Origin of the sequence: Pseudoalteromonas sp. GW168-MNA-CIBAN-0100 (assembly GCF_040309225.1) — a bacterium.
GTDB classification, from domain to species: domain Bacteria; phylum Pseudomonadota; class Gammaproteobacteria; order Enterobacterales; family Alteromonadaceae; genus Pseudoalteromonas; species Pseudoalteromonas arctica.
Window position 1 is genome coordinate 97,436 of the sequence record NZ_JBEOOL010000004.1, and the last position, 26,572, is coordinate 124,007.

The window sequence follows — 26,572 nt, forward strand, 5'->3', positions numbered from 1 at the left end:
TTAAATGATGACTCCATTTGAGCTAATTAAAAGTGACTTAAGCCGTCAAACTGGCCGTTATTCAAATAATTTATTAATAAAAAATTTGTTAAACAATAATCGATCTTTTAAATATACATTTTGGTTAAGGCTTACTAGCTCCAGTAATTCGATATTAAAACTTTTTGCTCGATATATGCATACTCATCTTTCAATTAAATATCAAATTCAAATACCTAAAGAAGCAAAAATTGGCGCCGGACTTTATTTAGGGCATGCAACTGGAATCGTTATTAGCCCATCAGTAGAAATTGGAATTAACTGCAATATCAGTCAATTTGTAAATATAGGCAGCAATCACGGCAAAGCTGCCTCTATTGGTAATAATGTATACATAGGGCCTATGGTATGTATTGTAGAAAATATTGTTATAGGCAATAACGTTACTATTGGTGCTGGTGCAGTAGTGGTTAAGGATATACCTGAAAATGCAACGGCTGTAGGTAATCCTTCCCGTGTAGTAAACCAAAATGATCCCGGTCGTTATATTATGAATAAGTATTATGGATAAAAAACATATAGCACTAATTATGCCCCTCTCAACTTATGAGTGGGGTACAGAAAACTGTGGTGGGGTAGACAGTGTTTGCCAAATGTTTGCCGAATACTTGGTTAATCATTCTGACACGAACTTTAAGTTTACTATCATTGGGCTCGATCCGCAGAGTAAAACATCCTACACAGGTGAAGTTATTAACTTAGCCGATAACGTGGATTTTATTTGGTTGCCAGCATCTAGTAAGCAAACTGGTTTAAAAATTCCAGGTATTCTCTGGCAAAATTGGCATATTCGTAAATTATTAAAATTACTCAAGCCAGATTTAGTTCATACACATCTTTGGAGCTTTTTATTGGGCTGCGGCTACAAAGGAAAGGCTGTTGTAACTGTTCATAGTTATAAAAAAATAGCCCGTCGTAATGTTGGTCTAATAAACAATTTATTACATGAAAAAGTTATTCCTAAAATAGTGAAAAACCGAAAGGATTATGTAGTTGTTGTTGGTAAGCAGTTAGAGAAAGCATTACTAAAAGATGGTTTTCAACCAGAAGTGGTTCATAACCCAATTGATCAAGAATATTTTAAAGCTGATTATATAAAACGTGAACGAAAAGAAATAAAGGTTGTGACCTGTGCATTATTAACACCAAGAAAGAGAGTCGAAGATTCTATCGTTTTGTTTAATAAATTAGTCAAAAGTGGTCTTGGGTCTTCTCTAATTATTATCGGGCCAGCCGCCGATAGACTATACACTGAGCAACTTAAAAAGCAGGTGACTTCTTTGGGCTTAGAAGGAAAAGTGAGCTTTTTAGGTAAGCTAAACAAAACCCAAATTGTTGAGCAATACCTTAATGCTGATTTAGGTGTTTTTACTTCTAGCGAAGAGACTTTTGGCTTAGCTCCTTTAGAGATGTTAGCTGTTGGTCTGCCTCTAGTTGCCACTGAGGTTGGCATACTTGAAGATGAGAAAGCTTTCTTTGAAAAAATGGGGGTTTTATATTACTCAGACTCGTTGAGCCCCGACAAAATTAATAATCTTGTTTTAAAGCATAACGTAGACTACTCGAAACGCGCTCTCGAAACTAAATTTAATATTACATGCATTTTTGAGCAATACAGTGATTTATATGTAAAAGTTATAGATGAAGTTAAATGATGCTTAAACAACTATTAAAATATGCACCTGTTCAAATATTTGCAGCAATAAGTGTTTTCGCTTTAATTAGTATTCATACAAAGCTATTAACAACTACTGAATATGGTATGTTGTCACTAATGCTGCTTACCGTTGAAATAGTAAGAGCAGTTGCTGCTCAGTGGGTCAACTCGAGCATGCTACGTCTATTACCAAGTAAAATTAAAGAGCAACACTCACGTTTTGCTGCTATAGCGTGTTCTATAATTTTGTGTTGTACCATACCTGCATTTTTTTTGGTGGTTTTAGGGCTGTATTTAACCGATTTATTAAGTTTAAATATTTTAGTTACTACATTTATACTTTTTGTAACTAAAGCGTTGTACTTATTTTATTTAGAGTTAGCACGAGTTATGGAACGCTTGAATCCGTATCGGCTCGCTGTTTTAGTTCAATCTGTATTGGCGATAATATTTACCTGGTTTTTTCTAATAATTAAAGCAGATTTATTACTGGCTCTATTTGCTTTAGCCTTAAGTAATTTTATAGCAGGTATAATTGTATTTAAGAGCTTAAAGATAAGTATAAAAGAACTTTTTTCAGTTGATGCCAATATTATTTATACTTATGGAATACCATTAATGGTAAGTGGCCTCGTAGCGTCCATATCAAGTCGTTTAGATCGTTACTTTATCGCTGATTCATTGAGTTTGGCTCAAACGGGCATCTATGCGGCTATTTCGAACATTCTTTTGGGGATAGGCGCATTAATTTTTATGGTTGTTGCTTTGCCGAGCTACCCTGAACTCACAAAAAAAATTAATAACAAGACTGAATTATATAAAGCCCATAGCGAGTATTTAACGCTTCTAATGTTTATTACGTTACCAGGACTATTAGGCTTTTGTGTATTAGCTCAACCGATTACTCAATTACTGCTCAGCGAAGAATATTTGTCGCAAGGAACGACTATAATTTACATATTATGTGCAGCAGTTTTTATCTTGAATGTAAAAGCGCATTATATAGATCATGGTCTTCAATTTTCATTAAGTACTAAGTATATACCGAGAATAAGCTTAATATCATTGCTATTAAATTTAGTATTATTAACGATATTAATACCAAAATATGGGTTAACCGGTGCAGCATTCTCTTTTTTAATAACTAGCTTGATATCTTTTTTTCTAAGTTTATTTGTATCACTTAAAAAAGATTATAAATTCATCATTCCTAGACAAGTATATAAAATAATTTTCTCATCTGCTTGTATGGGCTATTTGCTCAGTGTTTTTTATACAAAGCAATTCTTATATATAGATATTCCAATTTTATATTTAGCCATAAATGTATTATTCGGAATATTAACATTTTTAGTAGTAATGGTTTTATTAAACTATAAAAAATGCCGACACTGGATTCGCAATCATGAATAGCCAAACCATGTATAGAGCGATGTTTTTCGTTTTTATATCTTCTTTTATTTTAGGCGGGTATCTGCTGGAAGATTTAGGTGTTAAATATGTTTCTGATGGCGGTAGCCCTTTAGTAAAAATCCATATATATAGTTATGTTTTATTGTTTTTTACTGTATTGCTTACGCTTAAAAAAGGTATCAGTAAACCGTTAGGTAATTTAAAAGAACTAAAGAGCACTTGGCTAATAAGTTCGCTGAGTGTTTCTATTGTTGTATTATATGGATTATATCGATTTGGTACTTCAGGTATGGCCTATTTAATAGATACAATAGTGTCTGCATTGTTGGCTATATATATTTTAAGCCAATTAACAAACGAACATAAAGACAAGCTATTAAAGCTAGTAGCTTATTTGTTATTTATTAATGCCGTAATTGCTATCTTAGAATTTATATTAGGCAAAACTTTGGTTGATGTTAGTTTTTCAAGCTTTTCACATTTTCGTTCAACTGCCCTATTAACACATCCATTAAATAATGCATTAATTACTGCCTCTTTAGCTTTATTATTATTAAATAAAACGAAGATCCCTGTCTTTATTTATTTTACAGTTATATTAATCGCGCTATTTGCTTTTGGTGGAAGAGGAGCCGCAGGAATGTTTTTGGCCGGCTTCGTAATAATGACGCTACCAAGCTCGATGCGTTTTTTTTCAGCAGGCATTAAAATGTCAAAACTTAAATTTGCATTAGCGCAGGCATTTTTTTTACTCACGTTGATAGCAATAATCTTAATTCTTACACTTACACCAGTGGGTGAGCGGATTATAAGTAAACTGTATATAGATGGCAGCGCACAAGCGCGTTTTGATGTATTTATTATTTTAGAACAATTAAGTATCAGTGAATGGCTGCTAGGTGCTTCAGCTTCAATTATGAATAATATAGAGTTTTATATTGGTATTAATGTAATAGAAAACTATGTAATAGGGTGGGTAGTCAGCTTTGGTTTATTTGGCACTGTTTTACTTTTTCTGTCTAGTTTTTTAATATCAATAAAAATGGTTTGGAGGAATGATATTTATATGCAGGTTTCTCTGCTCGTATTGTTTGCGGTATCGTTAACAAATAATGCATTGACCACTAAAACGCCCGTCATTATGTTGTTTTTTTCGTGTTTATATCTAGTTTATTCAAGGAAGTATAAAAATGAAGTTATATAAAATAGGTTCTTGGTTTTATAAAAACAAAATCCCACTTTTACCAAAGTTATTTAATGCTTTAATTCGTATTTTCCACAATAGTGCTGTTTTTTCAGAGTGCGAAATTGGTAGTAACACTATATTCGCTTATGGTGGAATAGGGGTAGTAATACATAAAAGATCCATTATCGGCAAAAATTGTGTCATAGGATCTAATGTTACTATTGGCGGGAAATCTAAATCGAAAAATGTTCCCATTATTGGTGATAACTGTTTTATAGCTACAGGTGCTAAAATTTTGGGAGAAGTAAAAGTTGGCAATAATTGTGTTGTTGGAGCTAATAGCGTTGTAGTTATAAACGTCCCAGACAATAGTGTAGTTGCTGGTATACCGGGTAGAATAATTAAATCGAACGTTAATCCAAAGGACTACTATTAATGTTTACGAATAAAATATATCAATCAAGCCCTATTTTAGTTCAAAATGTTTTATTAAGTATTAGAGCTCTCATAAGGCAGAAACTACGTGAGAATAAAGAGTGCGCAAAGCTTACTAGTGAACTGATGACTCACGATTTTGATATTAACGCATTAAGTAGTTACCAAACTAAAATGCAAAAAAAAATAATTAATGAAGCGACCCAAAATACTGAGTTTTATAAAACGAATGCAAAAGAAATAAACGATTTTTCTTTTATAGATAAAAAAACTATTAATGAAAATAAAGACCAGTTTTTATCTTCAAAAAGAAATGGACCAATAATTAAAGGTGCAACTAGTGGGACTACAGGCTCTCCCTTGACAATCTTACAGAATATGGAGTCTGTAGTTATTGAGCAAGCATTCGTCAACAGGATGATGGCTTGGGCTGGCTTTAAGGATGGTGATAAAAGAGCATGGATAAGAGGGGATATGATTGTTCCTTTAAATCAAAAAAAAGCGCCATTTTGGCGTTACTCTTATTTTGAAAACATGATTATGCTTTCTTCATTTCATATGAGTCAGCAGCATTTATCTAGTTATATTAAAGCAATGGCTGATTTTGATGCGCAAATAATTCAAGCATACCCATCTTCAATAGTTACACTCGCAAAATACTTAGATACTAATGATTTATATTATCCGGGTGTATTGAAGTCGATAGTTACCTCATCGGAGTCTTTGGCAAAAGAAGATAAAATATTAGTCGAAAAAAGATTTAAATGTACAGTATTTGATTGGTATGGCCTTTTTGAACGTGTTGCGGCTATTGGCAGTTGTGAGTATGGCCGTTATCACATATTAACAGACTATTCCCATGTAGAATTAGTCCCTGCAGGAAAAACTGAAGAAGGTAAGGAAAGAGCAGAAATAATAGGCACTAATTACAATAATTCACTTTACCCATTAATACGCTATAAAACGGGTGATCATGTAATTTTATCGGATAAAACTTCATGTGCTTGTGGAAGAGTATTCCCTATTGTTGAGAGTATAGAAGGTCGGGTTGGCGATTACTTAGTCGCTGAAGATGGTCAAAAGGTACATATACTAAATCATATACCTAAAGGGGTTAATGGTTTATTAGGTACTCAATTCATCCAAAAAGAGTTAATGAAAATAGAAGTTTTAGTCACTTGTAATTCAGATTTTATCGACTCTGAACGCTTAAAGCTAATTACTAATATTAAAGAGCGGTTAGGCCATAAAATGGAAGTCACTATAACTGTAGTTAATGATTTTATTAGAACTAAAAATGGCAAAATGAGACAAGCTATTTGTGAATTTTAAAGGTAGCAATATGAAAATGTTACAGTTATTAAAACATACAGTTATGGAAAAAATTCGGTGCCTTTATTTAATTAAATTTAATTATAGGTACAAAGCAAATGTGCAGCGTTTTAAGCAATCTACGGATAAAAAAGATATTGCTGTAATTAAGTCTGAAATTAAAGCATTGAAAAAGTATTGGGGGTGTTTTCCTTTGCAATATTTCAATCATGATTTTTACTCAGCTAACTGTACGTTGACCATCGATGAGATGAAGCAATTTATACCTAGTTATTATTTTTATAAGATTATATTTCCGCAGTATGATAACTCTAAAGCATTACTTAATATTGTAGAAGATAAAATAGTAATGGATGTGTTGTTTGATGGAATGAACTTCCCAACGGCAAATGTCATAGCTAAGAAAAAGACTCGCTACATTTTTAATTCAAAAGGTATTGCACTAAATAACGATAGTTTTGCAGAGTTATTAAGCTCCTCCCATAGTGCTAAATTATTTATTAAACCTGCAAATGGGCGCGGGGGTAGCGGAATTTTAATTGCTAAAAAACAAGACAAGACTTATAAAATTAAAGGTATGGGTCTAAATTTCAGTTATGTAAGAGGCTTGATTGGCGATTTTGTTATTGAAGAGGCCATTGCTCAACATTTGGATATTGCAGCCGTCTATGCTCACAGTGTAAACACTCTTAGGGTTATTACAAAAAGAAATACTCAAGGGCAAGTAGAGATAATAGCTACAACGCTAAGAATGGGGTCGAAGGGTAGTGAAATAGACAATACATCTGCAGGAGGCCTTGTTATAGGTATTGATTTACTAACCGGTCACGCTTTTAGAGATTATGCAACACATGAATATGGCTCATCCCGTTTTTATGAGCACCCAGACTCCGGTTTTAAATTTAAAGATTTAATAATTCCTAATTGGTTAAATATTAAAAATGAAATATTAGAACTTGCGAATAAAAATATAATTTTGAATTTAACCGGCTGGGATATTGCTATAACAAATAATGGAATTGTAGTGATTGAAATCAATACATTATTTGGTATTGACGGATTACAGTCCGCATTAGGGGGCTTGAAAAATAAGTTTATGGAAAATTATACAGTAAAACTGTAAGGGATTATAAAATTGAAAAGTAAAATTTTAGTCATTAGTGTTTCTAATAAAGCTAAGGGTGGTGTTGCCTCAGTAGTTACCACATTTATGAATAATGATTTTTTAAATAAAGAGCATGATATAGAGTATTTTCACTCCCACAACCCAAGTGGGTGGGGTAATAAGTACTTTTCGTTATTAATTTCGGCAATATATTTTCCTTTCTTACTATTATTTAAACGATTTAATGTTGCGCATATACATGGTTCGTTAAAAGGAAGTTTTCAGCGTAAAAGTTATTTTTTATTTTGGTTGAGACTTTTTTCCATACCAACGATTTATCAATGCCATGCAGCGCAAGTGGATAAATTTTTTGATAATTTAAATAGTAAACAAAAAAGCAGAGTAATTAATACGTTTAAAAAGTATGAATTATGCTTGTGTTTAGGATCTAGTTGGGTAAAAAAATTTGAGCGATTAACGGATAGAAATTGGAATATTTTATTCAACCCAGTTCCTGAAATTAAATTAAATAAAGTACAGCACGATACTTGCAACTTTACTTTTATGGGAGAGTTATCACAGCGTAAGGGCATTAAAGATTTGTTAAATGCTTTTGCATTGTCACCTTGCGATAATGCTCGTTTACTAATTGCAGGTAATGGCAACATTCAAGAAATCCACGATTTATGTAGCACATTAAAAATTGCAGACAAAGTTGAAGTTTTGGGCTGGATCGATAAAGAACAAAAACTGGAGCTACTATCTCGCACTGATGTCGTTGTACTACCAAGTTATGCTGAAGGCCTACCTATGAGCATTCTCGAAGCTATGTCCGTAGGTTTGCCTGTTATAACAACACCCGTAGGTGCAGTAGAAGATGCAATTACACACAATGTTCATGGTTTGTTAGTACAACCAGGTAACATAGAGCAAATTTCTGATGCATTAAATGAGCTCACACATAACATAGGCAAGCGAATCCAACTTGGAAAGGCTGCCAAGGGTAAGTTTTTAGAGTGTTTTAAAGATGATGTAGTAGCTAAGAAGCTCTCAGCTTTTTATGCAAAGCTTACAACAAATAATTAGTAGAGTATTTTGGAGAGTTTCATTGAATAAGAAGTACAATTTAACAATAGCCACTGATATAAAGGGTAAAGGTGGAGTTTCAAGTGTTCTAAAAGTTTTAGATGAGGCTGGCTTTTATAAAGATACGAATACAAAGTTGATAACTAGTCATAGTAACTATAATAATTTTAATTTGTTTTTTCAACTGGTCACATTTTCTTTTTGTATTTTAAAATTATTATACAATTTAGTTTTTTTTAATATTACTCTAGTTCATATTCATTTAGCTTCAAGAGGTAGCTATAAAAGAAAGTCTATCTTGACCCGTATTGTTTGCTTTTTTAAAGTGAAAATTATAATACACCTTCATGGCGCTGAGTTTAAAGAGTTTTATAATAATGAATGTGATGATGCTAAAAAAAATCATATTAAAAACACCTTTAATATGGCTGATAGAGTCATTGTACTATCTACACAATGGTTAGATTGGATTGACTCTATTTTGTTAGATAAAAGTAAAGGTCTTGTGGTCTATAATGCAGTACCTGAGCTTCCTATATTTGAAACAAAAGTAGAAAAACATTTTAACTTTGTTTTTTTAGGTCGCTTAGGAGAGCGAAAAGGAGTAGCTGATCTTATATCTGCTTTTTCTCGAGTTTTAAAGTTACATCCAAACGCCAGACTTTTGCTTGGCGGTGATGGTGATTTAAATAAGTATAAACAAATTGTTCGTGATTTAAGTATTGAAAATGAAGTGAAATTTTTGGGCTGGATTTCTGGAAATGAAAAGCTTGAGATTTTGAAAAAAGCTAACTCATATGTACTTCCAAGTTACAACGAAGGTTTTCCTATGGGTGTTCTTGAAGCAATGTCTTGTAAAATCCCTGTAATTGCTTCAAGGGCGGGTGGTATACCTGACGCAATTACATCTAATGAGGAAGGTATATTAATTGATGCAGGTGACACAAATGCGTTAGTTAAGGCAATGCTCTTTTCTATTGAATCACCAGAAAAAGTTGAAAGCATGCAAAACAAGGCTTTTATAAAGTATTTAGAAAACTTCAGTCCAAATACGGTTGTTCCTCAAATAATAAAAATTTACAAAGATTTAGGTGCTATTTAAATGAACCAAAATTTATCTGAATGTAAAAAGCAAATTTTAAAGTCTGCGCAGGAAAGTAGTTATGCTGGTCAGGACCCATTTGATGGGCTGAATAGTAGTCTATTTAACTTTTTCCCAAAACTAAAAACTGGCATATTTGGCCTCGCATTTATTCAACTTAATAAGCGATTAGCAATAAATATTAGGCCTTTGCTGGGTGTACCTAGAATGCGAAACCCAAAAGGCATTGGTTTATTTATTTTAGGTTTATTGGAAGACTATAAAGCAACAAATGAGAAAATATATTTAGATGAAGCCAAAGAACTTGCTGACTGGTTGCTTACCCAACAAAGCGATAAAACTACTTGGTTACATAGTTGTTGGGGATATCATTTTGACTGGAATGCCCGCGCTTTTTTTGTGCCAAAGGGTAAGCCCAACGTTATTACCACTATTTATGTGGCACAAGCTTTATACGCATTAAGTGAAGTGACCGGCGAAAATAAATATAGAGAACCAGCGCTTGATAGTGCTCATTTTATAGTTAAAACTTTATACAAAGAAAGTGATGATAAACAGTTTTTTGGCTACATACCAGGTGAAAATACATTTGTACATAACGCAAGTCTATGGGGCGCTGCATGGGTAGCAAAAGTGGCTACACTTACAAGCAATGAAAATTATAAGCAGCTTGCTTTAAATGCTGCGCGTCAGTCAGTAAAAGGTCAGGGAACTGATGGCTCTTGGGTTTATGGCGCTCGCCATCATCATCAATTTATAGACGGTTTTCACACAGGCTACAATTTAGAAGCATTACGCTTATTAAGTGATGCTCTAAATACAGATGAATTTGAAGAGCCTATTAAGCTAGGATTACAATATTATAAAGAGCACCTATTCGAAAAAGACGGTACCGCTAAATATTATAATAACAACCGTTATCCATTAGACATGCATAGTGTGTCGCAAGCTATTTTTACGTTATTAAAAGTAGGTAAAACAGCCGATGACTTTGCTATGGCTGAAAAAATAATAAACCGATCTATTGAAACACTGTACCTATCAAAAGAGCAGCGTTTTATTTATCAAAAAAATAAGCTTTTTACTAATAAAATAAACTACATACGTTGGACCCAAGCGTGGGTTTATTATTCATTTGCTTACTTTCATAGTCAAAAACATAGCCAAAAAATTAGTTAACAAAGTAGAAGCTGAACCACTTTTAAAACGGATATAAAAATGAAACGAATTGAATTTCTAAAAGCACCAATGGATATAGCAACAATGGAAGAAACAGTTTCTTTTATTGAAAGTAGAATAGAGAAAAAGCAATTTTTACAGCACGTGGTAGTTAATGTGGCAAAAATTGTGAACATGCAAAAAGATCCTGTTTTAGCTGATTCAGTAAGAGCGTGCGATTTAATAAATATAGATGGTATGGGCGTCGTGTTTGGGGCCCGCTTTTTAGGTCATGATGTACCAGAACGTGTTGCTGGTGTTGATTTATTCCATGAGCTATTAACAATGAGTGCAAGACGAGATTTCCCTGTGTTTTTACTCGGTGCTACCGAAGATGTAGTTACTAAAACCGTTGATAAAGTGACAGCGCAAAATCCTAATTTAATAATCGCTGGGTATAACGATGGCTATTTTTGGGATGATGAGGAAGCTGTTGTTAATAAAATACGTGAATCAGGTGCAAAGTTATTATTTGTAGCAATTACCTCACCCAAAAAAGAAAACTTTATCAATAAGTGGCAAGACAAATTAGGTGTTGATTTTGTTATGGGCGTAGGAGGTACATTTGATGTAGTAGCTGGAAAAGTTAATCGTGCACCACGGTGGATGCAAAACGCAGGCTTAGAATGGTTTTATAGAGTTATGCAAGAACCTGGCAGAATGTGGAAGCGTTACTTAATTACAAACTCTAAATTTGCATATTTACTACTTAAAGATAAATCAAAATAATAAGTATATGAATGATTAAATCCTTAGAGTACTTCAGAGCTATAGTTGTGTTTTTATAGTTGCAGGCAACATTTAATATTGAAATTATCAAAGCAAATAATTCTTTGCACTAATTATTCAGAGTATTATTTTACTTCAATACTAAAGTGCTATTAATAATGATTGCCTAAAGACATATTAGTATACGCACAAGGATGGTGTTTTATTTTGGATGATTTCAAGTTTTAATTTTAAGTATGATAATTTTTGTAATACTACTTTGTTTGTTAATTGTGGTTATGGTAAAACTTTAAAAGTGTCGTCGCCCTATGATTGGCTTAGTTATGTAAGCTAGGTTTTATAACAATGAATTTATTTTTGCTATTTAAATTTTCTCTTGATACCTCGTACAGTAAATTGCTTCAGTATAAGAGGTTAACTAGAAAGCCCTTGCTCAACTTTATAAACTTAAATTAAACATTTTCTAGTTATTTGGTATTGAAGTTTTACCCTGATTTCTTTGTTTATCATTGCTTTTAGCTTTTTTTGTTGTTTTACATTGTTATTTTAGTAATAAAGTAATCCTTTTGTAGTGTTTTTTGTTTTTTTTGATCTTGTTTGTATATATAATGTCCTGAATTAATAATAGGAATAGTAACCTTAATAAAGGTTACTTTAAATTTGATGCATGATAATGGACTTTTTATTTTCGAGGGAAGAAATGATTAAAACATTAACAAAATTTAAAAAATTAAGCGCAATGATTGCACTTACTTTAGCTAGCTCGCAAACATTAGCAGCAGACTTAGGTGTTGCAAATAACTTTTCTGCATTTGTATTTGACGAGTTTAAGTCTCACGTAGGCCGTGCTGATGGCGCTATTGCTGCTGGCGATATTAATTTAAAAGGTGTTTACAGTGTTGGCTATAACCGCTCATCGAGCCCTAATGAATATTACTTAATCAGCGAAACAGGCATTGAATTTGAGCGCGGTCGCCAGTTTGTTGGTAGCATGCTTGCCGGTGGTGGTATTGACACCCATTGGAGTGTGCGTTGGAGCATGGAGCAAGGTTCAAGCATTAAAAGCCACCAAGATGAATCTGCATTCCCGTTTAGCTTTGATGAGCAAGAAGAATACTATAAAAGTTTAAGCTCAGAACTCAATCAGCTTGACGAAACAGGTACAGCTAAATGGACGTGGGGTGGGCTTTACCTAAAAGGTGATAGTACATCTGAAACTCAAGTATTTAATGTAGATGCTGAGCGATTTGCTAAAGCTCATACTTTTAAAGTTCGTGGTATACCTAAAGGCGCTACTGTTATTTTTAATATAACAGGCGATCAAAATGTAAATGTAAGAAGTAAAAGCTTTGCTAGGTTAAGAAAGCATACTTCTAAAACTGTATTTAATTTTGTTGATGCTCAAAATCTTAATATTAAAGGTAGCCGCTGGGAAGGGGTGATTTTAGCTCCTTATGCTGATATTAAAGCCTCTTTTGGTATCGCAAAAATGCCTGTAATTGGCCAGAGTTTTCGTGGTTCGATGGCATTATTAGGTGGTGAGTTTAAAGGGAACCTACCATCTGTTGCTGAACCAATTGCTCCATTTGCAATGGAACCAAAATGGCAATGGAATTCTAGTGACTTTATGCCGCAATACAATCAAGTAATGAGCACTCCAGTTATTGTTCAGCTAAATGATGATAACAATGACGGTGTTATCAATAATAGTGATGTGGCTGATATAGTCGTTGTTACCTTTAAAAATGGAGATTACTCACACGGAGTTGTAAGAGCGCTGAGCGGTATTAATGGCACTGAGTTATGGGATTACTCTCAAGGTGCGATTATGGCTGATGCGGCATTCTCGGTGGGGGCGGCTGACTTCGACAATGATGGTATAGTTGAAATTATTGCTACGAGTAGGTTTGAAGATTTTGTATCTGTGATTGATAATACTGGAGTAGCAAAAAAACAAATAGGCAAGATCAATTCTGGCTGGAGAACCACCAGTGATATAGCTATAGCAGACATTAATAACGATGGTTCTTTAGAGTTTACGCTTGGAGATGCTGTTTATAATTATGATACTGGCTCGTTATTCAATTTTAATAGGTCACCAACATCTACTATTTTTGATTCAAACAATGATGGTATCCAGGAAGTATTTACCAATGGTAAGTTACTAGATGAAAATGGCGCTGTTCTTTGGTCATATAAGGGTGAAAATGACGTATGGTTCTCATCTGTCGCCGATATCGATGATGATAAAAAGCCTGAGATTATATTGTCAATTCCTTCTGGTACTTTATCACAAGAAAAAAGTCGAGTAGTAGTACTTGAACATAATGGCAACGTTAAATGGGAAGTTAATACTGAGGTTAACTCAGGTGGTGGTGCACAAGCCATATCAAACTTTTTAGGTTCAACTCGTATGGGCATTGTAAACGCGGGTTACACAGCTGTTACTATGTACGATAAAGATGGGCAGTTAGTGTGGTCTGTGGCTAACGATGACGAGTGGAGTGGTAAAATAGGCGTAAGCGCTTATGACTTTAATGGCGATGGTATTGATGAAGTAATAGTTCAAGATCATCTTACTGTTAGAGTGCTTAATGGTGTTAATGGTGAAGTTTTATCAACCGTTGATAATTCAACGGCATCACTTTGGGAATATCCAATAGTAGTAGATTTAGAAGGCGATAATAACGCTGAGTTAGTTGTTGTTTCTAATAACTATGATTCTCGCTGGTTAATTAACAACGGTGTAACTGTATATGGCGCTGCTGATAGTAGTAAACCATGGAAAAATGCGACTAGAATATGGAATCAGCATTCTTACCATCAAACTAATATATCTCAAGATGGTCAAATTCCTAAAGTCGAAAAACCTAGTTGGTTAAATAATAATACATATCGCTCAAGTACAATTAAGTAAATATTTACTTTTTATTTAAAAAGCCAATTAAGTTTTTAATTGGCTTTTTTTATTGTTTATATTATTAACATTTTGTATTTCAAAAATAAGTAGGATTTACGTTTGTCGAAATTAAAAGCAGATCCAGCTATACGCAGTTTACTAAATCGTATGCCTAGTAATGTGCAAAAGAGCTTTACTGAAGAGCAGCTAGCTCATTTAAAAGTGGCTATAGGTGCAAGGCAGTGGGGTAAGCATGCTGTGGATTGCAGAGGTGTAATTAAATTTTTAAAATACAGATACTATTTTGTTTTACTGGCTGGTCGTAACAGAAGAGAACTTAGTAAAAAAGAGCAAAAAATAGCAGCTATATCGCAGGCAATCACTATATCTATGTTTAGTTTTTTTGTTATTACAATTTTGCTGCTTATTATTTATTTAGTTAAGTCGGCTTTAGGTATTGATATATTTAGTAATTACTCTTTTGGGGTATGGGCTTGGTTTAAAGATTTGTTTAAATAAAAATAAGATGCTTCTGTTTGGAGGTGGTTTATAAATGTTTATGTAAGTTTATATTTGTTTTGTTTTGTGTAAGTTCCTCGCTACTTAAAGACATTTTACATAATATTACTATATATAAAGTCATCCTTAATGTTGAATACTTTAGTATGATACTGTAACATTTGCCGCACAGTTTTGTGGAGCTTATTTCACTTTTAAGATATCTATAGGGATACATAGTATGACATCTTCAAGGACGTTTAAGCCTAATGGCTCGTCTGATGCGAATTTTTATCGATTATTCGATATTTTTGCATTGTTTTTAGCCTTTCAGTGCTCGGCTTTGTTCTATAGCTTTGAGCTCACTCCTATTTATATGGTTTCGGTTTTAACCGTTGCTTTAAGCTTTTTATACTGTGCTGAAATATTCTCCGCTTATCGCTCTTGGCGTGCTGGTAAATTTAGAACTATGGTGCTTTGTGCTTGGGGCTCCTTATTTGCTGCATTTTCTGTTTTATTAGTTATATCGTTTGCATTTAAGTTTACTGAGTCGCTTTCGCGTATTGGTCTGGGTTTGTGGTTTTTGTTAAGCGTAACTTTTTTATATGCTTGGCGCCTTGCTGCATACTTATTTAAAAGAAGTAGACGTAAACTAGGGTTAAATTTACGCAATGTTGCCATTGTTGGGGCTACCGAGTCAGCAGTACATTTATATAACGAGATTACTAAAAATGACGAACTTGGCTTTAAGTTTTTAGGTTTTTATGATGACAGGCAACCAGAGCGACTTTTTGAAAACTCAACAAAACACGATGTTGCAGGACGAATTCAAAATGCAGTAGATGCAGCCCGTGATGGTGAAATTAGCGTTTTATATATTGCTTTACCTATGAAAGCTGATAAGCGTATAGCTGATATTTTGCGTCAACTGGGTGATACAACGGTTGATGTGCATATAATTCCTGACTTTTTAATATCTAACTTAATACATGCTCGTATTGAGCATGTGGGGGATGTTGACACATTAAGTGTGTTTGAATCACCGTTTATAGGTGCTCGTGAATTTATAAAGCGTACTGAAGATATAATTGTTGCCTCTATTATTTTAATGCTGATTTCTCCAGTACTTGTTGCAATTGCGTTTGCTGTTAAATTCACCTCAAAAGGCCCTGTGATTTTTAAGCAAGACCGGTACGGGCTTGATGGACGTAAAATTAAAGTATGGAAGTTTCGTTCAATGAGTGTTACAGAAAACAGTGCAGTGGTAACGCAAGCCACAAAAAATGATGTGCGTATTACACCTTTAGGTGGCTTTTTACGCCGCACAAGCCTTGACGAGTTACCGCAATTTATAAATGTTTTAAAAGGCGATATGTCGATAGTTGGGCCAAGGCCTCATGCGGTTGCCCATAATGAGGAATACCGTAAAAAAGTAGAGTTTTATATGTTTAGACATAAAGCAAAGCCAGGTATAACAGGCTGGGCTCAAATTAACGGATGGCGCGGCGAAACTGATACGCTGAACAAAATGGAAAAACGTGTTGAATTTGACTTACATTATATTAAGCACTGGTCGTTATGGTTTGATATAAAAATTATTTTTATGACAATTTTTAAAGGATTTAAGAATGCGAATGCATACTAAAACACTTGCACCTATATTTGCTTTGTTAAGTGTAGGGGTCGCAGCACCTGCGGCTGCTAATTTAAAACCAGGTAGTTTTATAACTAAAGATGGCGCCGAAATCACGCCAACGTTACAAACGGGTATAAGCAGTAATAATAACTTTTTTAGCACTCCAACGGATGAAGAGTCGCGTACAATTTGGACCATTACCCCTAATATAAAGGCAGCTATTGAAGACGGCCCCGATAGTTACAACCTTGATTTAAGCACAAGTAGCTCTTTGCATAATAAGGAGAGCGTTGATAATTTTACCCAAGTAAATATTGGTGTTGGTGTACATAAAGAGTTTACCAGCCAGCATCGCCTAGATGTTAATGGTAAAGCCGACTGGCTTTATGAGCCGCGTGGCAGTGGTTTAACTGAGGGCCTTGGGGATGCAGTAAATGAGCTTGTAAAATACCAGCAGCAAAATATTACAGCACGCTATGAATATGGTGCGCAAAGCTCAAAAGCACAAGTTGCTTTAAACGCGGGTTTTTATAGTAAAAAATATCAAAATTTTAGAGCCGTGTCACAGTTTCGTGATTATGATAAATCGTTAGTTGGTATTACCGGTTATTACAATACTCAAGCTGCCACACGTACATTTTTAGAAGTTAAGCAAGAAAATTACCGTTACGATTTTTTAGCAAGTAGCGGCATATCACGTGACTCAGACGACGTAAAGGTGCTGCTTGGTATGGAGTGGGAAGCAACCGCGCTTACCTCAGGCTCATTTAAATTGGGTTATCAAAATAAAGATTTTAGTGCCAATGAACGTGAGAGTTTTAGCGGTTTAAGTTGGGAAGCTGGGGTTAACTGGCAGCCACTTAGTTATTCTACAGTGCAATTAACAACAAGTCGCTCAGCTAAAGATCCGCTAGTACAAGGCGATTATATTAAAGAAAGTTTTTACGGTATTAATTGGACACATAGCTGGAGCGATTATTTAAGTTCGCTTGTAGGAGTTACTTATATTGACGAGCAATACACAGGTGATATTGGCCGAAAAGATAAAACTAAAAGTGCACGCTTAGGTTTAAATTATATTGCGAGTAGATTTGGTATGGTTTCTACTTATGTCGATTTTATTGATAAAAATTCTACACAAAATGCAATTGAGTTCGATCGAGTAGTTGTAGGTGTTAATTTTACGTTTGCTTTAAAGGCTAACTAATGAAGTTTATTTTTAGTTTAACACTACTAATATTTAGTAGTGTTAGCTTTGCGCAAACAGCGCAAAGTTATGTAATTGGTGCTGGTGATAAGGTAGAAATAAAAGTATTTGGCCAACCCGATTTAGAGGTTACTGCACTTTTAGGTAATAGTGGGGAAGTTAATTATCCTTTTTTAGGTAAAGTTAAATTAGCTGGTCTTAACACTTCTGAAGTTGAACAAGTTATAACACAAGGTTTAAAACCTGATTATTTAGTAAATCCAAATATATATGTGCAGGTAATTGAATACCGACCTTTTTATATTCATGGTGAAGTTAAAGAGCCAGGCGCTTATCCTTATCAACCCGCAATGACAGTTAATCAAGCGATTGCGCTTGCCGGTGGTTTAACTGAGCGCGCCTCTATTGATAAAATATACATATTTAAAGAGCAAACTAAACAGCAGCAACAAAAAGGTAGTTTAAATAGCCAAATTGCAGCGGGCGATACCATAAAAATTGAACAACGGTTGTTTTAAGCAGTTTACAGGGCAGTATTTAATGAACCAAACAAATGAAAACCTAAGTAATAATGAAGAAATTATTGATTTAGGATCTTACCTTAATGTAATTAAACTCGCTAAATGGCGTATTTTAGGGTTTGCTATTGTAGTTACTTTGTTAACTATTATGGTGGCTTTGACCTTAGTGCCAAAATACATTGCAACTGCTACTTTACTTATAGAAGCTGAGCAAACTAAGGCAGTAAGCTTTGAAGAGATATACGGTCTTGATTCGACAAAAAAAGAATATTATCTGACGCAGTTTGAGGTGATTAAATCGGACAGTATTGCCCGCGAAGTAATCACTAAGCTTAATTTAAAAGCGCATACAGACTTTATAGCTAAGCCGTCTGCGTTGGGTGAACTTAAAACAGCGATAAAAGAGCAACTCCCTTTTTTAAATAAAAAGGAAGAAACGGTATATGATGCACAAGAACAAGCAGAACGAGAAATGCTTGGTTTATTAGCTGTATTTAAGTCACGTCTTTCAGTCTCGCCTATTATTAAAACTCAACTCGTTAGAGTTAGCTTTGAATCGAGCGATCCTAAACTAGCAGCGCTTGTAGCGAATACCGTTGGTGAAGTTTATATAGATAGCCAAATGCGTGCAAAAATGGGGATTACTCAACAAGCCTCTAACTGGTTAAATACGCGTTTATCGCAATTACGAATTCAACTCGATGACTCAGAAGTGCGCTTACAAAACTACAGAGAGAAGCAAAAACTAGTTGATATTGAAGGTATAGCTGGGCTCGCCACACAAGAGCTTGAGCAAATATCACAACAGTTAATTGTAGCGCGCAATGAAAAAAATAATCTTGAGAGTATAAATCGCGTAATAACTGAGTACGGCAATAATAACTTGGAGTTATTAGGGAGTATGCCTGAAATTACATCCCACAAAGTAATACAGGACGTAAAGCGCGAAGTTATATTAGTAGAGCGTAAACTCAGTGATTTAGGCGAAGTGTACGGCCCTAAACATCCGCGTATGATCTCAGCTAAAGCAGAGTTAGCAACGGTAAAAAATAATTTAAACAAACAAATTAAAGGCCTTATTACGGGTATTGAAAAAGAGCTAAACCGGATAACACGTACCGTTAGCGCGCTTGAACGTGATTTAGTTAAAATTCGTGCCGAATATCAAGATATTACCCGCAAAGAAACTCAATACAACCAATTAAAACGTGAAGTAGAAACAAATCGCAGTATATTTAACACGTTTTTATCTCGCTCAAAAGAAACAGAAGTAACGAGTGATTTTAGCTCTGCTGCTGCACGTTTTACTGATAGAGCTTATGCCCCAAATGATCCAGCAAAACCAAATAAAAAATTAATTGTTATTTTAGCTTTTGTGGCAAGTTTTGGTTTTGCAGTAGTCATGAGCTTTATATTTGACGCGCTTAACGATACCGTTAAAACTAAAAGTGATGTCGAAAGTAAGTTAGCACAGCGTATGCTTGGGCTTTTACCGCATGTACAAACACCCAAAAATAGCGTGTTTCCGATACATGCTTATCTGGATGATAACTATAGGCGTTTTGCAGAGTCGGTACGAACGTTCAGAACTAGTTTGCTATTAACTCAGTTAGAGCGCGATCATAAAGTAATAGCCGTAACATCAAGTGCTCCGGGTGAGGGTAAAACAACGACCTCAGCTAATTTAGCTATGTCGCTTGCTCAAATGGGTAAAGTATTGCTAATTGACGCCGATTTGCGCAAACCAAGTATAGCTAAGCGCTTCGATATACCGGTATTTCATCCGGGGTTAAGTAATTTAATCGTAGGTACTGAGCAGTTAAGTGAGTGTGTTCATGTAGATGGGCAGTCGGGTGTTGCTATTATGCCAAGCGGGCAGATCCCAGGTAATCCATTAGAGCTTTTATCTAACACGCGCTTTAGTGAAGTACTCGATATATTAAAAACTAAGTATGACCATATAATTATAGATACACCACCAACACAGGCTGTGAGTGACGCTTTAGTTATTGCACAGAGTGTAGACTCGGTAATTTATGTTGTTAAGTCGGATATTACACGAATTAAACCGATTAAAGCGGGTATTGAACGTCTGTTTGAATCTAAAGCTCATGTTGCAGGTATTGTGCTTAACCAAGTAGATATGAGTAAAAGTAAAGACGAGCATAGCCATGGTTATTACGACTATTATGATTACTCGCAAAAACCTGAACAACCTAATGCATAGTTAAATGCAAATCTATGATTGATATTCATTCTCATATTTTGCCAGGAATAGATGATGGCGCTAAAGATTTAAGTGATTCTTTAGCGCTATTGAATATTGCACAAAATGATGGAATAACCCATATGGTTGCCACGCCACATATACATATTGGGCGATTTAATAACTCGGCCTCGCAATTGTATAGCGAACTTGCTAATTTAAAAGCACAGGCATTAGTAAATAATATTGGTATTAAACTAGCTGTGGCCGCTGAAGTTAGGCTTGATGTAGAGCTAATGAGTTTAGTGCTTAGTAATAAACTCCCGTTTATTGGTACACTTAATTCAGTAAATTATTTATTATTAGAACTCCCGCACTCGCATGTACCGCAAGGTTACGATAAGTTTATAAATTGGCTAGCTAAACAAAATATAAAGGTGATTATTCCTCACCCTGAGCGTAATCGCGATATTCAAGCAAATCCTTTTTATATTGAGCGTTTAAAGCAATTAGGATGTGAGTTTCAATTAACGGCTTCAAGCATTGAAGGTGCATGGGGCGAAACTGCAAAAAATATTAGTATAGATATGCTAGAAAAGGGTTTAGTAACTTATGTTGCATCTGATGCTCATTCAGTTAAGCGTAGGCCTCCTATTTTAAGTAAAGCTAAAAAAATAGTCGAGGAGTTGATAGGTCAAAATGATGCACATCATTTGTTTTTTACTAATCCTAAGCGTTTAACTGAGTCGTTGTTTAATGAGTAATTTAAATACAAACCGCCTCACACAAATTGCTATACTTGCAGTTATTACATTAGCTATAGGTTATCAAAGCTTACAAAGTATGCGTGCAAATACATGGTATTTTAATGCACTCAATATTTTAAAGCAGCCTGAAAGGACAATTACTCCTGAAGAGCTAGAGCTTGTAGATAGGGCAATTACATTTGCAACAAGCCAGGACCCTTCACAGCCACATTACTGGCAACTTAGTGCATATATAAAAATGCTAAACCTAGCTGTGAATAGCGAGCAAAATAACAATAAGCTTTTGGTTTATCAACAAGCAGAGAAAGATCTATTAAAGTCATTAGGGTTAAGGCAAACATGGTCAGAAACGTGGATTGCACTAGCACAAGTAGTTAGTTATCAAGAAGGGCCTACAGAACGAGTATATGAGTATATTCAGCAGGCTAAAAAATTTGGGCCGTACAAGTTTGATGTGCAGCTTGGTATTATTCAAATAGCTCTAATGAACTGGCAGAAACTATCTCCAAAGTATAAAGCATTGTATGTTGCTGAACTAAATTTAGCCGTTAAATATGGTTATAAATTTTATCAAGTTTTTGATGTGGCTAAGCAAGTTGATGCTTTGCCAATTCTTTGTTTATCTTTACAATTTGGTAAGGCGTTTGAAAAAGTAAGAAGTAGTACTGTTTACAGAAGAAACTGCAAATAAAAACGCCCAAAGGCTTGTAAAAACCTCTGGGCTATAAAGTGACTCTAAATTGAGCCTAGCGTTAACTAAAAACTTTCTGGTTCGTTAGGGAGAAGAAGAAAGTACTTAAAACTATAGTAAAGCTACTCAATAAAGCATAACTAATTTTGCCACCTAGTTACATTTGATAACAAAGGATTAGATTAATTATGCGTAATTTGTACTTTAGTTTAACCCCAGCTTATTAACTGCGTATTTTGCACTAGATCGCGTGGTAGTGAGTTTTTGATCTTATTTTTTTGCCATTTACCCAGCCCGATAGGGCAACCACACAGCGTTAAAACTACTTCACCTATTGTTTGAGTTGCTTCAGCTAAGCGTATATCTTTACCTTGAAAATAATCATTGGCTTGCTCGTTATTTAGCGCGTAAATATTCGTTTTGCACTTGTTACCAAACACTGTAGCAAATTCGTGCGTTAGTCTTACGCCGTTTTTATGGATGATGCCAATTTGAATACCTAAACGTGCGTACTTAATTTTATTTTGCACGGCTTCAAACCCTTGTGGAAATAACCACAGTTCTTTATCACGCTGCATTAAATTACCTGGCAAGGTGGTTATCCCAAAATGTTTTTTAAGCGATTGCATAAACGCGGCACTTTGCTTTTTATCAAACTCGTTGAACGGAAACGCGCCTTTTTTAACAGTTTGATTTGAGTTATCGCAACTTGCGTACTTTTTAAATTTAGCAATAAAAAAGCCTTCGCTATCGAATGTTTGCGGCCATACATGTAAATAGCCTTCACTTGTTGTTGCTTTACTTGCACCTTCAAATAAATCACTGAGTGACTCAGGCGCTATATAGTCGCTAAATTCACTGAGTAAATAATCGCACACATGTTGGTTTTCGAGTGGGGTAAGTGTGCAGGTTGAATACACTAATGTGCCACCTGGTTTTAATGCATAAAAAGCGCTTTTAATTAAGTCTTTTTGTACTTGGGCTATTTTGATATTTGATTCTATTGACCAATTTTTTAGTGCGTCGGCGTCTTTACGTACTGTGCCTTCGCCAGAGCATGGCGCGTCTAGGAGTATGCTATCAAAGCATTCAAACATGTAGTTGCCAAATATAACGCCATCAAAGTGCGAAAGTGCACAGTTACCAACCCCCATGCGTTTTAATGTAGCGCTGAGTACCTTTAAACGAGATGACGAAAGCTCGTTTGCAACAAGCACGCCTTGGTTATCCATAAGAGCTGCTAGCTGCGATGTTTTAGAACCTGGCGCTGATGCCATATCAAGCACGGTGTTATTTTGCGAGTTAGCGAGTTTAATACTTTGCTTTAATGCGATAGGCGGCAGCATTGAACTTGCTTCTTGTACGTACATCGCACCGCTTAGGTGTAAGTCGGTATTACCAAGGGCTAGGTTTTGCTCTTCATCTTCGGGACGTTCTAACCAAAAACCTTCACTGCACCAAGGTATGGGGGTTAGCAGCCAATTTTTTTCAGTTGCACGTTCTACAAATTTTTCAATGCTAATTTTTAATGTATTAACGCGGATAGATTTTCTGAGGGGCCTACGACACGCATTTAAAAAGTCATCTAAGTTTAGATGCGCTGGTAAATAGGTTTTTACGTCATCAATAAAGTGCTCAGGAATAAAGGTGTTGGCGTTCACGCGTTAGCTCATACTATAAAAATAAAGCGCGATAATAGCATTTATGCGAGGTGTTTTCAGCGCTAAAAAGCGTAACATCTGATTTATTACGCTGTCGACACTTCACTGTTTTAGTCCATTTTAAACCCGTTTTTATGCGACTTTAGGTTAATAGTGTCGACAATAAGCGTGTTTTTTAGCCATTGTGATGTGTTTAAGGGTTGACATGATTTTTTAATAAGCCCATAGTAACCACATTAATTGTCGACAATCTAAAAAATAACTTATGACACACACATTTTTAAACGAAGCGCCTATAACTACCGCATCAGATCAAGTATTTGTAGATATGCGCCGTGAGATTGTTGAAGGCAGTATAGTTCAAGGCAGTAAAATATCAGAGCCTGAGCTTGCCAAACGTTATGGTGTAAGCCGTGCAACGCTTAGAGAGGCGTTAAATCGCCTAGAAAGTTGCTACCTTGTTGAGCGCAAAGCTAACGTAGGTTGCCGAGTAGTTGCCCTTACTGCTGAGCGTTTGATTGAAGTTTATCAAGTTCGTAGTTCGCTTGAAGGCTTGGCATGTAGACTTGCTGCCGACAATATGGAACCCGAAGAAGTAAAAGGCTTAAAGCAATTACTTAATCAGCACCTACAAACACAACGTGTTAAAGAGGGCGAATCTTATTATCAAGAAGCCGGCGATTTAGATTTTCATTACCGTATTATTCAAGGCAGTAAAAACGCGCATTTAATTCATTTACTGTGTAATGAGCTCTATCAATTAATACGGATGTACCGTGTGCAAATGGGCATGGTAGGGCCGCGTGTATCAAAAGCGTTTGATGAGCATTTAGCGATTATTAACGCCATTGAAAACCACGATGGCGAGCTGGCCGAAATGCTTATGAAGCGCCATATAAGCGCATCGCAAGCAAATATCCAAACCAAATTTGATTTATTAGCTAAGCAAAAAGCATAAGCTGTTAAAAGTTAAAAGTTAAAAGTTAAAAGTTAAAAGTTAAAAGCTAGCAAAAGCAGTTAAACAGTCATAATTACAGATTAAAACTATAAGTTACTCCACGTAGCAACCGTTCAAAGTGAGGATAAAGTAATGTCAGCAGGATTAAAATTTAAACACGCTATTGCCAATAACCGCCCGCTACAAGTGGTAGGTACTATTAACGCATACACCGCGATGATGGCTGAAAAAATGGGCCACCAAGCTATTTACCTATCAGGTGCCGGTGTTGCAAACGCCTCGTTTGGTATGCCTGACTTAGGTATGACAAGCCTTGATAACGTGCTTGAAGATATTCGTCGTATTACGGGTGCGAGCGATTTACCACTACTTGTTGATGCCGATACCGGTTGGGGTGGGGCATTTAATATTGCACGCACAGTAAAAGAAATGACTAAAGCGGGTGCAGCTGGTTTTCATATAGAAGATCAAGTAGCCCAAAAGCGCTGTGGCCATCGTCCTAATAAAGAAATTGTAAGCCAAGGTGAAATGGTTGACCGCATTAAATCGGCGGTTGATGCAAAAACCGACAGCGATTTTTATATTATGGCCCGTACCGATGCATTTCAAAAAGAAGGTTTAAATGCTGCTATTGACCGTGCAGCTGCCTGTGTTGAAGCCGGTGCTGACGCTATTTTTGCAGAAGCCGTACACGACCTTGCTGATTACCAAGCATTTGCAAAAGCGATTAACGTTCCAATTTTGGCAAACATTACTGAGTTTGGCCAAACACCTATTTACACTAAAGAGCAGTTAAGCGATGTAGGCGTTGAAATGGTGCTTTACCCACTAAGTGCATTTAGAGCCATGAACAAAGCAGCATTAAACGTGTATTCAGCAATTTTAAATGAAGGCTCACAACAAAGCCAAATTGAAAATATGCAAACGCGTTCTGAGCTTTACGACTTTTTAGATTACCACACGTACGAGAACACACTCGACACCCTTTTTTCATCAAAATCTGACAAATAAAAACTATTAAAATAAATCACACACAAATTTAAGATAGGAGAAGATCATGGTAGATAAAGCATTAGGCGGCGCAGGTTTACGCGGACAAGTGGCTGGTCAAACAGCATTGTGTACTGTTGGACAAAGTGGTTCTGGTTTAACGTATTGTGGTTACGATATTAGCGAACTTGCCGAAAAAGCGCAGTTTGAAGAAGTGTCTTTTTTACTTTCACGCGGTGAGTTACCAATAACTAGCGAATTGGCTGAATATAAAGCTAAACTTAAAAGCTTACGCGGCTTACCAGATGCACTTAAAACTGTGCTTGAAAATATTCCTAAAGATGCGCATCCAATGGATGTAATGCGCACGGGCTGTTCAATGTTGGGTAACCTTGAGATGGAGTTTGATTTTAACCAAGCCAATGATGCAATCGACCGTATGGTTGCTGTGTTCCCAAGTATTATTTGTTACTGGTACCGCTTTACACATGATGGCGTACGCATTGAAACACAAACAGATGACGACTCTGTTGGCGCACATTTTTTAACACTGTTACATGACAAAGCACCTAGCGAGTTATTTGCACAAGTGATGAATGTATCACTAATTTTATACGCAGAGCATGAGTTTAATGCTTCTACATTTGCGGGTCGTGTGTGTGCATCAACGCTTTCTGATATTCACTCTTGTGTAACAGGTGCGATTGGCACGCTGCGTGGTCCATTACATGGTGGTGCTAACGAAGCCGCTATGGATATGATTCAAGGTTTTACAAGTGCTGAGCATGCTGAGCAAGAAGTAATGGGTATGCTTGAACGTAAAGATAAAATTATGGGCTTTGGCCATGCTATTTATCGCGAATCTGATCCACGCAATGTAATTATTAAAAAATGGTCTGAAAAACTAGCGGCAGAGGTAGGCGATACCGTGCTTTACCCTGTGTCTGTTCGTTGTGAAGAGATTATGTGGCGCGAGAAAAAGCTGTTTTGTAATGCCGATTTTTTCCATGCATCTGCTTATCATTTTATGGATATTCCGACTAAATTATTTACGCCAATATTTGTAATGAGCCGTGTTACTGGTTGGACTGCGCATGTAAAAGAGCAACGCGCTAACAACCGTATTATCCGCCCAAGTGCCGATTACACAGGCCCTGATGCACGTAGTTACACACCAATAGAGTCACGTTAAAAAATGAGTGAGCACGCATGTGCTCACTTTTTTTATTGCACATA

The 26,572-nt window shown here is 35.6% G+C and carries 23 protein-coding genes; 22 read left to right on the forward strand and 1 reads right to left on the reverse strand.

The annotated features are described in order from the left end of the window. Positions 1–4 precede the first annotated feature (4 nt). From AAEY62_RS03430 to AAEY62_RS03520, 19 genes are all read left to right on the forward strand, one after another. On the forward strand, positions 5–550 hold the full coding sequence (locus AAEY62_RS03430) for a serine O-acetyltransferase (RefSeq protein ID WP_232785082.1): 546 nt from the start codon (positions 5–7) through the stop codon (positions 548–550). Continuing rightward, a complete protein-coding gene (locus tag AAEY62_RS03435; RefSeq protein ID WP_101162913.1) occupies positions 543–1,694 on the forward strand; it encodes a VpsD family glycosyltransferase in 1,152 nt (383 codons plus the stop codon). Before AAEY62_RS03430 ends, AAEY62_RS03435 begins: the two co-directional genes overlap by 8 nt. Then, the gene (locus AAEY62_RS03440; protein WP_232785083.1) at positions 1,691–3,109 is read left to right on the forward strand and encodes an oligosaccharide flippase family protein; all 1,419 of its coding nucleotides are present in this window, start codon (positions 1,691–1,693) and stop codon (positions 3,107–3,109) included. The genes AAEY62_RS03435 and AAEY62_RS03440 overlap by 4 nt, the downstream gene beginning before the upstream one ends. Next, the gene (locus tag AAEY62_RS03445) at positions 3,102–4,313 is read left to right on the forward strand and encodes a VpsF family polysaccharide biosynthesis protein (protein ID WP_350634595.1); all 1,212 of its coding nucleotides are present in this window, start codon (positions 3,102–3,104) and stop codon (positions 4,311–4,313) included. Before AAEY62_RS03440 ends, AAEY62_RS03445 begins: the two co-directional genes overlap by 8 nt. Further along, positions 4,300–4,731: a serine O-acetyltransferase gene (locus tag AAEY62_RS03450; protein WP_101162805.1), complete on the forward strand. Its 432-nt coding sequence runs from the start codon at positions 4,300–4,302 to the stop codon at positions 4,729–4,731. The genes AAEY62_RS03445 and AAEY62_RS03450 overlap by 14 nt, the downstream gene beginning before the upstream one ends. After that, a complete protein-coding gene (locus AAEY62_RS03455) occupies positions 4,731–6,062 on the forward strand; it encodes a phenylacetate--CoA ligase family protein (RefSeq protein ID WP_101162804.1) in 1,332 nt (443 codons plus the stop codon). The genes AAEY62_RS03450 and AAEY62_RS03455 overlap by 1 nt, the downstream gene beginning before the upstream one ends. A 10-nt stretch (positions 6,063–6,072) precedes the next feature. Continuing rightward, positions 6,073–7,185 (forward strand): sugar-transfer associated ATP-grasp domain-containing protein, encoded by a 1,113-nt coding sequence (locus tag AAEY62_RS03460; protein ID WP_350634596.1) that lies wholly within the window; start codon positions 6,073–6,075, stop codon positions 7,183–7,185. Between the two features lie 12 nt (positions 7,186–7,197). Further along, positions 7,198–8,253: a glycosyltransferase family 4 protein gene (locus AAEY62_RS03465; protein WP_350634597.1), complete on the forward strand. Its 1,056-nt coding sequence runs from the start codon at positions 7,198–7,200 to the stop codon at positions 8,251–8,253. A gap of 22 nt (positions 8,254–8,275) precedes the next feature. Next, positions 8,276–9,355, forward strand: a complete 1,080-nt coding sequence (locus AAEY62_RS03470) for a glycosyltransferase family 4 protein (RefSeq protein WP_101162736.1) — start codon at positions 8,276–8,278, stop codon at positions 9,353–9,355. Further along, positions 9,356–10,534, forward strand: a complete 1,179-nt coding sequence (locus tag AAEY62_RS03475; RefSeq protein ID WP_101162734.1) for a glycoside hydrolase family protein — start codon at positions 9,356–9,358, stop codon at positions 10,532–10,534. It begins immediately after the preceding gene. A 39-nt stretch (positions 10,535–10,573) separates the two neighbouring features. Then, the gene (locus AAEY62_RS03480; RefSeq protein ID WP_101162733.1) at positions 10,574–11,302 is read left to right on the forward strand and encodes a WecB/TagA/CpsF family glycosyltransferase; all 729 of its coding nucleotides are present in this window, start codon (positions 10,574–10,576) and stop codon (positions 11,300–11,302) included. Between the two features lie 700 nt (positions 11,303–12,002). After that, a complete protein-coding gene (locus AAEY62_RS03485; protein WP_101162732.1) occupies positions 12,003–14,219 on the forward strand; it encodes a choice-of-anchor A family protein in 2,217 nt (738 codons plus the stop codon). Positions 14,220–14,321: 102 nt separating this feature from the next. Next, the gene (locus AAEY62_RS03490; protein ID WP_350634598.1) at positions 14,322–14,720 is read left to right on the forward strand and encodes a 3-phosphoshikimate 1-carboxyvinyltransferase; all 399 of its coding nucleotides are present in this window, start codon (positions 14,322–14,324) and stop codon (positions 14,718–14,720) included. Positions 14,721–14,940: 220 nt separating this feature from the next. Continuing rightward, on the forward strand, positions 14,941–16,344 hold the full coding sequence (locus AAEY62_RS03495; RefSeq protein WP_350634599.1) for an undecaprenyl-phosphate glucose phosphotransferase: 1,404 nt from the start codon (positions 14,941–14,943) through the stop codon (positions 16,342–16,344). After that, the gene (locus tag AAEY62_RS03500; protein ID WP_350634600.1) at positions 16,328–17,542 is read left to right on the forward strand and encodes an outer membrane beta-barrel protein; all 1,215 of its coding nucleotides are present in this window, start codon (positions 16,328–16,330) and stop codon (positions 17,540–17,542) included. Before AAEY62_RS03495 ends, AAEY62_RS03500 begins: the two co-directional genes overlap by 17 nt. After that, positions 17,542–18,060, forward strand: coding sequence for a polysaccharide biosynthesis/export family protein (locus AAEY62_RS03505; RefSeq protein WP_010554202.1), 519 nt, complete (start codon positions 17,542–17,544; stop codon positions 18,058–18,060). Before AAEY62_RS03500 ends, AAEY62_RS03505 begins: the two co-directional genes overlap by 1 nt. A 22-nt stretch (positions 18,061–18,082) precedes the next feature. Next, positions 18,083–20,290, forward strand: a complete 2,208-nt coding sequence (locus AAEY62_RS03510; protein ID WP_024590397.1) for a GumC family protein — start codon at positions 18,083–18,085, stop codon at positions 20,288–20,290. Between the two features lie 14 nt (positions 20,291–20,304). Beyond that, complete coding sequence (locus AAEY62_RS03515; protein ID WP_024590398.1) at positions 20,305–21,033, forward strand: tyrosine-protein phosphatase; 729 nt, start codon at positions 20,305–20,307, stop codon at positions 21,031–21,033. Next, entirely contained in the window at positions 21,026–21,727 is a 702-nt protein-coding gene (locus AAEY62_RS03520; RefSeq protein ID WP_024590399.1) for a VpsP family polysaccharide biosynthesis protein, read from the forward strand. The genes AAEY62_RS03515 and AAEY62_RS03520 overlap by 8 nt, the downstream gene beginning before the upstream one ends. 209 nt (positions 21,728–21,936) lie before the next feature. Here AAEY62_RS03520 and rsmF read toward each other — a convergent pair whose 3' ends face one another. Next, positions 21,937–23,388, reverse strand: a complete 1,452-nt coding sequence (gene rsmF / locus AAEY62_RS03525; protein ID WP_101163592.1) for a 16S rRNA (cytosine(1407)-C(5))-methyltransferase RsmF — start codon at positions 23,386–23,388, stop codon at positions 21,937–21,939. Between the two features lie 265 nt (positions 23,389–23,653). On the opposite strand from rsmF, the gene AAEY62_RS03530 reads away from it, so the two are divergent. From AAEY62_RS03530 to prpC, 3 genes are all read left to right on the forward strand, one after another. Continuing rightward, complete coding sequence (locus tag AAEY62_RS03530; protein WP_002962362.1) at positions 23,654–24,346, forward strand: GntR family transcriptional regulator; 693 nt, start codon at positions 23,654–23,656, stop codon at positions 24,344–24,346. Positions 24,347–24,478: 132 nt separating this feature from the next. Then, positions 24,479–25,357: a methylisocitrate lyase gene (gene prpB / locus AAEY62_RS03535; protein ID WP_101163593.1), complete on the forward strand. Its 879-nt coding sequence runs from the start codon at positions 24,479–24,481 to the stop codon at positions 25,355–25,357. A gap of 46 nt (positions 25,358–25,403) precedes the next feature. Next, entirely contained in the window at positions 25,404–26,528 is a 1,125-nt protein-coding gene (gene prpC / locus AAEY62_RS03540) for a bifunctional 2-methylcitrate synthase/citrate synthase (RefSeq protein ID WP_101163594.1), read from the forward strand. The last annotated feature ends 44 nt before the right edge of the window (positions 26,529–26,572 follow it).

Excerpts from the sequence above, each read along its gene's own strand:
- AAEY62_RS03430 (WP_232785082.1), top strand. The coding sequence starts at position 5 with ATGATGACTCCATTTGAGCTAATTAAAAGTGACTTAAGCCGTCAAACT.
- AAEY62_RS03435 (WP_101162913.1), top strand. The coding sequence starts at position 543 with ATGGATAAAAAACATATAGCACTAATTATGCCCCTCTCAACTTATGAG.
- AAEY62_RS03440 (WP_232785083.1), top strand. The coding sequence starts at position 1,691 with ATGATGCTTAAACAACTATTAAAATATGCACCTGTTCAAATATTTGCA.
- AAEY62_RS03445 (WP_350634595.1), top strand. The coding sequence starts at position 3,102 with ATGAATAGCCAAACCATGTATAGAGCGATGTTTTTCGTTTTTATATCT.
- AAEY62_RS03450 (WP_101162805.1), top strand. The coding sequence starts at position 4,300 with ATGAAGTTATATAAAATAGGTTCTTGGTTTTATAAAAACAAAATCCCA.
- AAEY62_RS03455 (WP_101162804.1), top strand. The coding sequence starts at position 4,731 with ATGTTTACGAATAAAATATATCAATCAAGCCCTATTTTAGTTCAAAAT.
- AAEY62_RS03460 (WP_350634596.1), top strand. The coding sequence starts at position 6,073 with ATGAAAATGTTACAGTTATTAAAACATACAGTTATGGAAAAAATTCGG.
- AAEY62_RS03475 (WP_101162734.1), top strand. The coding sequence starts at position 9,356 with ATGAACCAAAATTTATCTGAATGTAAAAAGCAAATTTTAAAGTCTGCG.
- AAEY62_RS03480 (WP_101162733.1), top strand. The coding sequence starts at position 10,574 with ATGAAACGAATTGAATTTCTAAAAGCACCAATGGATATAGCAACAATG.
- AAEY62_RS03485 (WP_101162732.1), top strand. The coding sequence starts at position 12,003 with ATGATTAAAACATTAACAAAATTTAAAAAATTAAGCGCAATGATTGCA.
- AAEY62_RS03495 (WP_350634599.1), top strand. The coding sequence starts at position 14,941 with ATGACATCTTCAAGGACGTTTAAGCCTAATGGCTCGTCTGATGCGAAT.
- AAEY62_RS03500 (WP_350634600.1), top strand. The coding sequence starts at position 16,328 with ATGCGAATGCATACTAAAACACTTGCACCTATATTTGCTTTGTTAAGT.
- AAEY62_RS03505 (WP_010554202.1), top strand. The coding sequence starts at position 17,542 with ATGAAGTTTATTTTTAGTTTAACACTACTAATATTTAGTAGTGTTAGC.
- AAEY62_RS03510 (WP_024590397.1), top strand. The coding sequence starts at position 18,083 with ATGAACCAAACAAATGAAAACCTAAGTAATAATGAAGAAATTATTGAT.
- AAEY62_RS03515 (WP_024590398.1), top strand. The coding sequence starts at position 20,305 with ATGATTGATATTCATTCTCATATTTTGCCAGGAATAGATGATGGCGCT.
- AAEY62_RS03520 (WP_024590399.1), top strand. The coding sequence starts at position 21,026 with ATGAGTAATTTAAATACAAACCGCCTCACACAAATTGCTATACTTGCA.
- AAEY62_RS03530 (WP_002962362.1), top strand. The coding sequence starts at position 23,654 with ATGACACACACATTTTTAAACGAAGCGCCTATAACTACCGCATCAGAT.
- prpB (WP_101163593.1), top strand. The coding sequence starts at position 24,479 with ATGTCAGCAGGATTAAAATTTAAACACGCTATTGCCAATAACCGCCCG.
- prpC (WP_101163594.1), top strand. The coding sequence starts at position 25,404 with ATGGTAGATAAAGCATTAGGCGGCGCAGGTTTACGCGGACAAGTGGCT.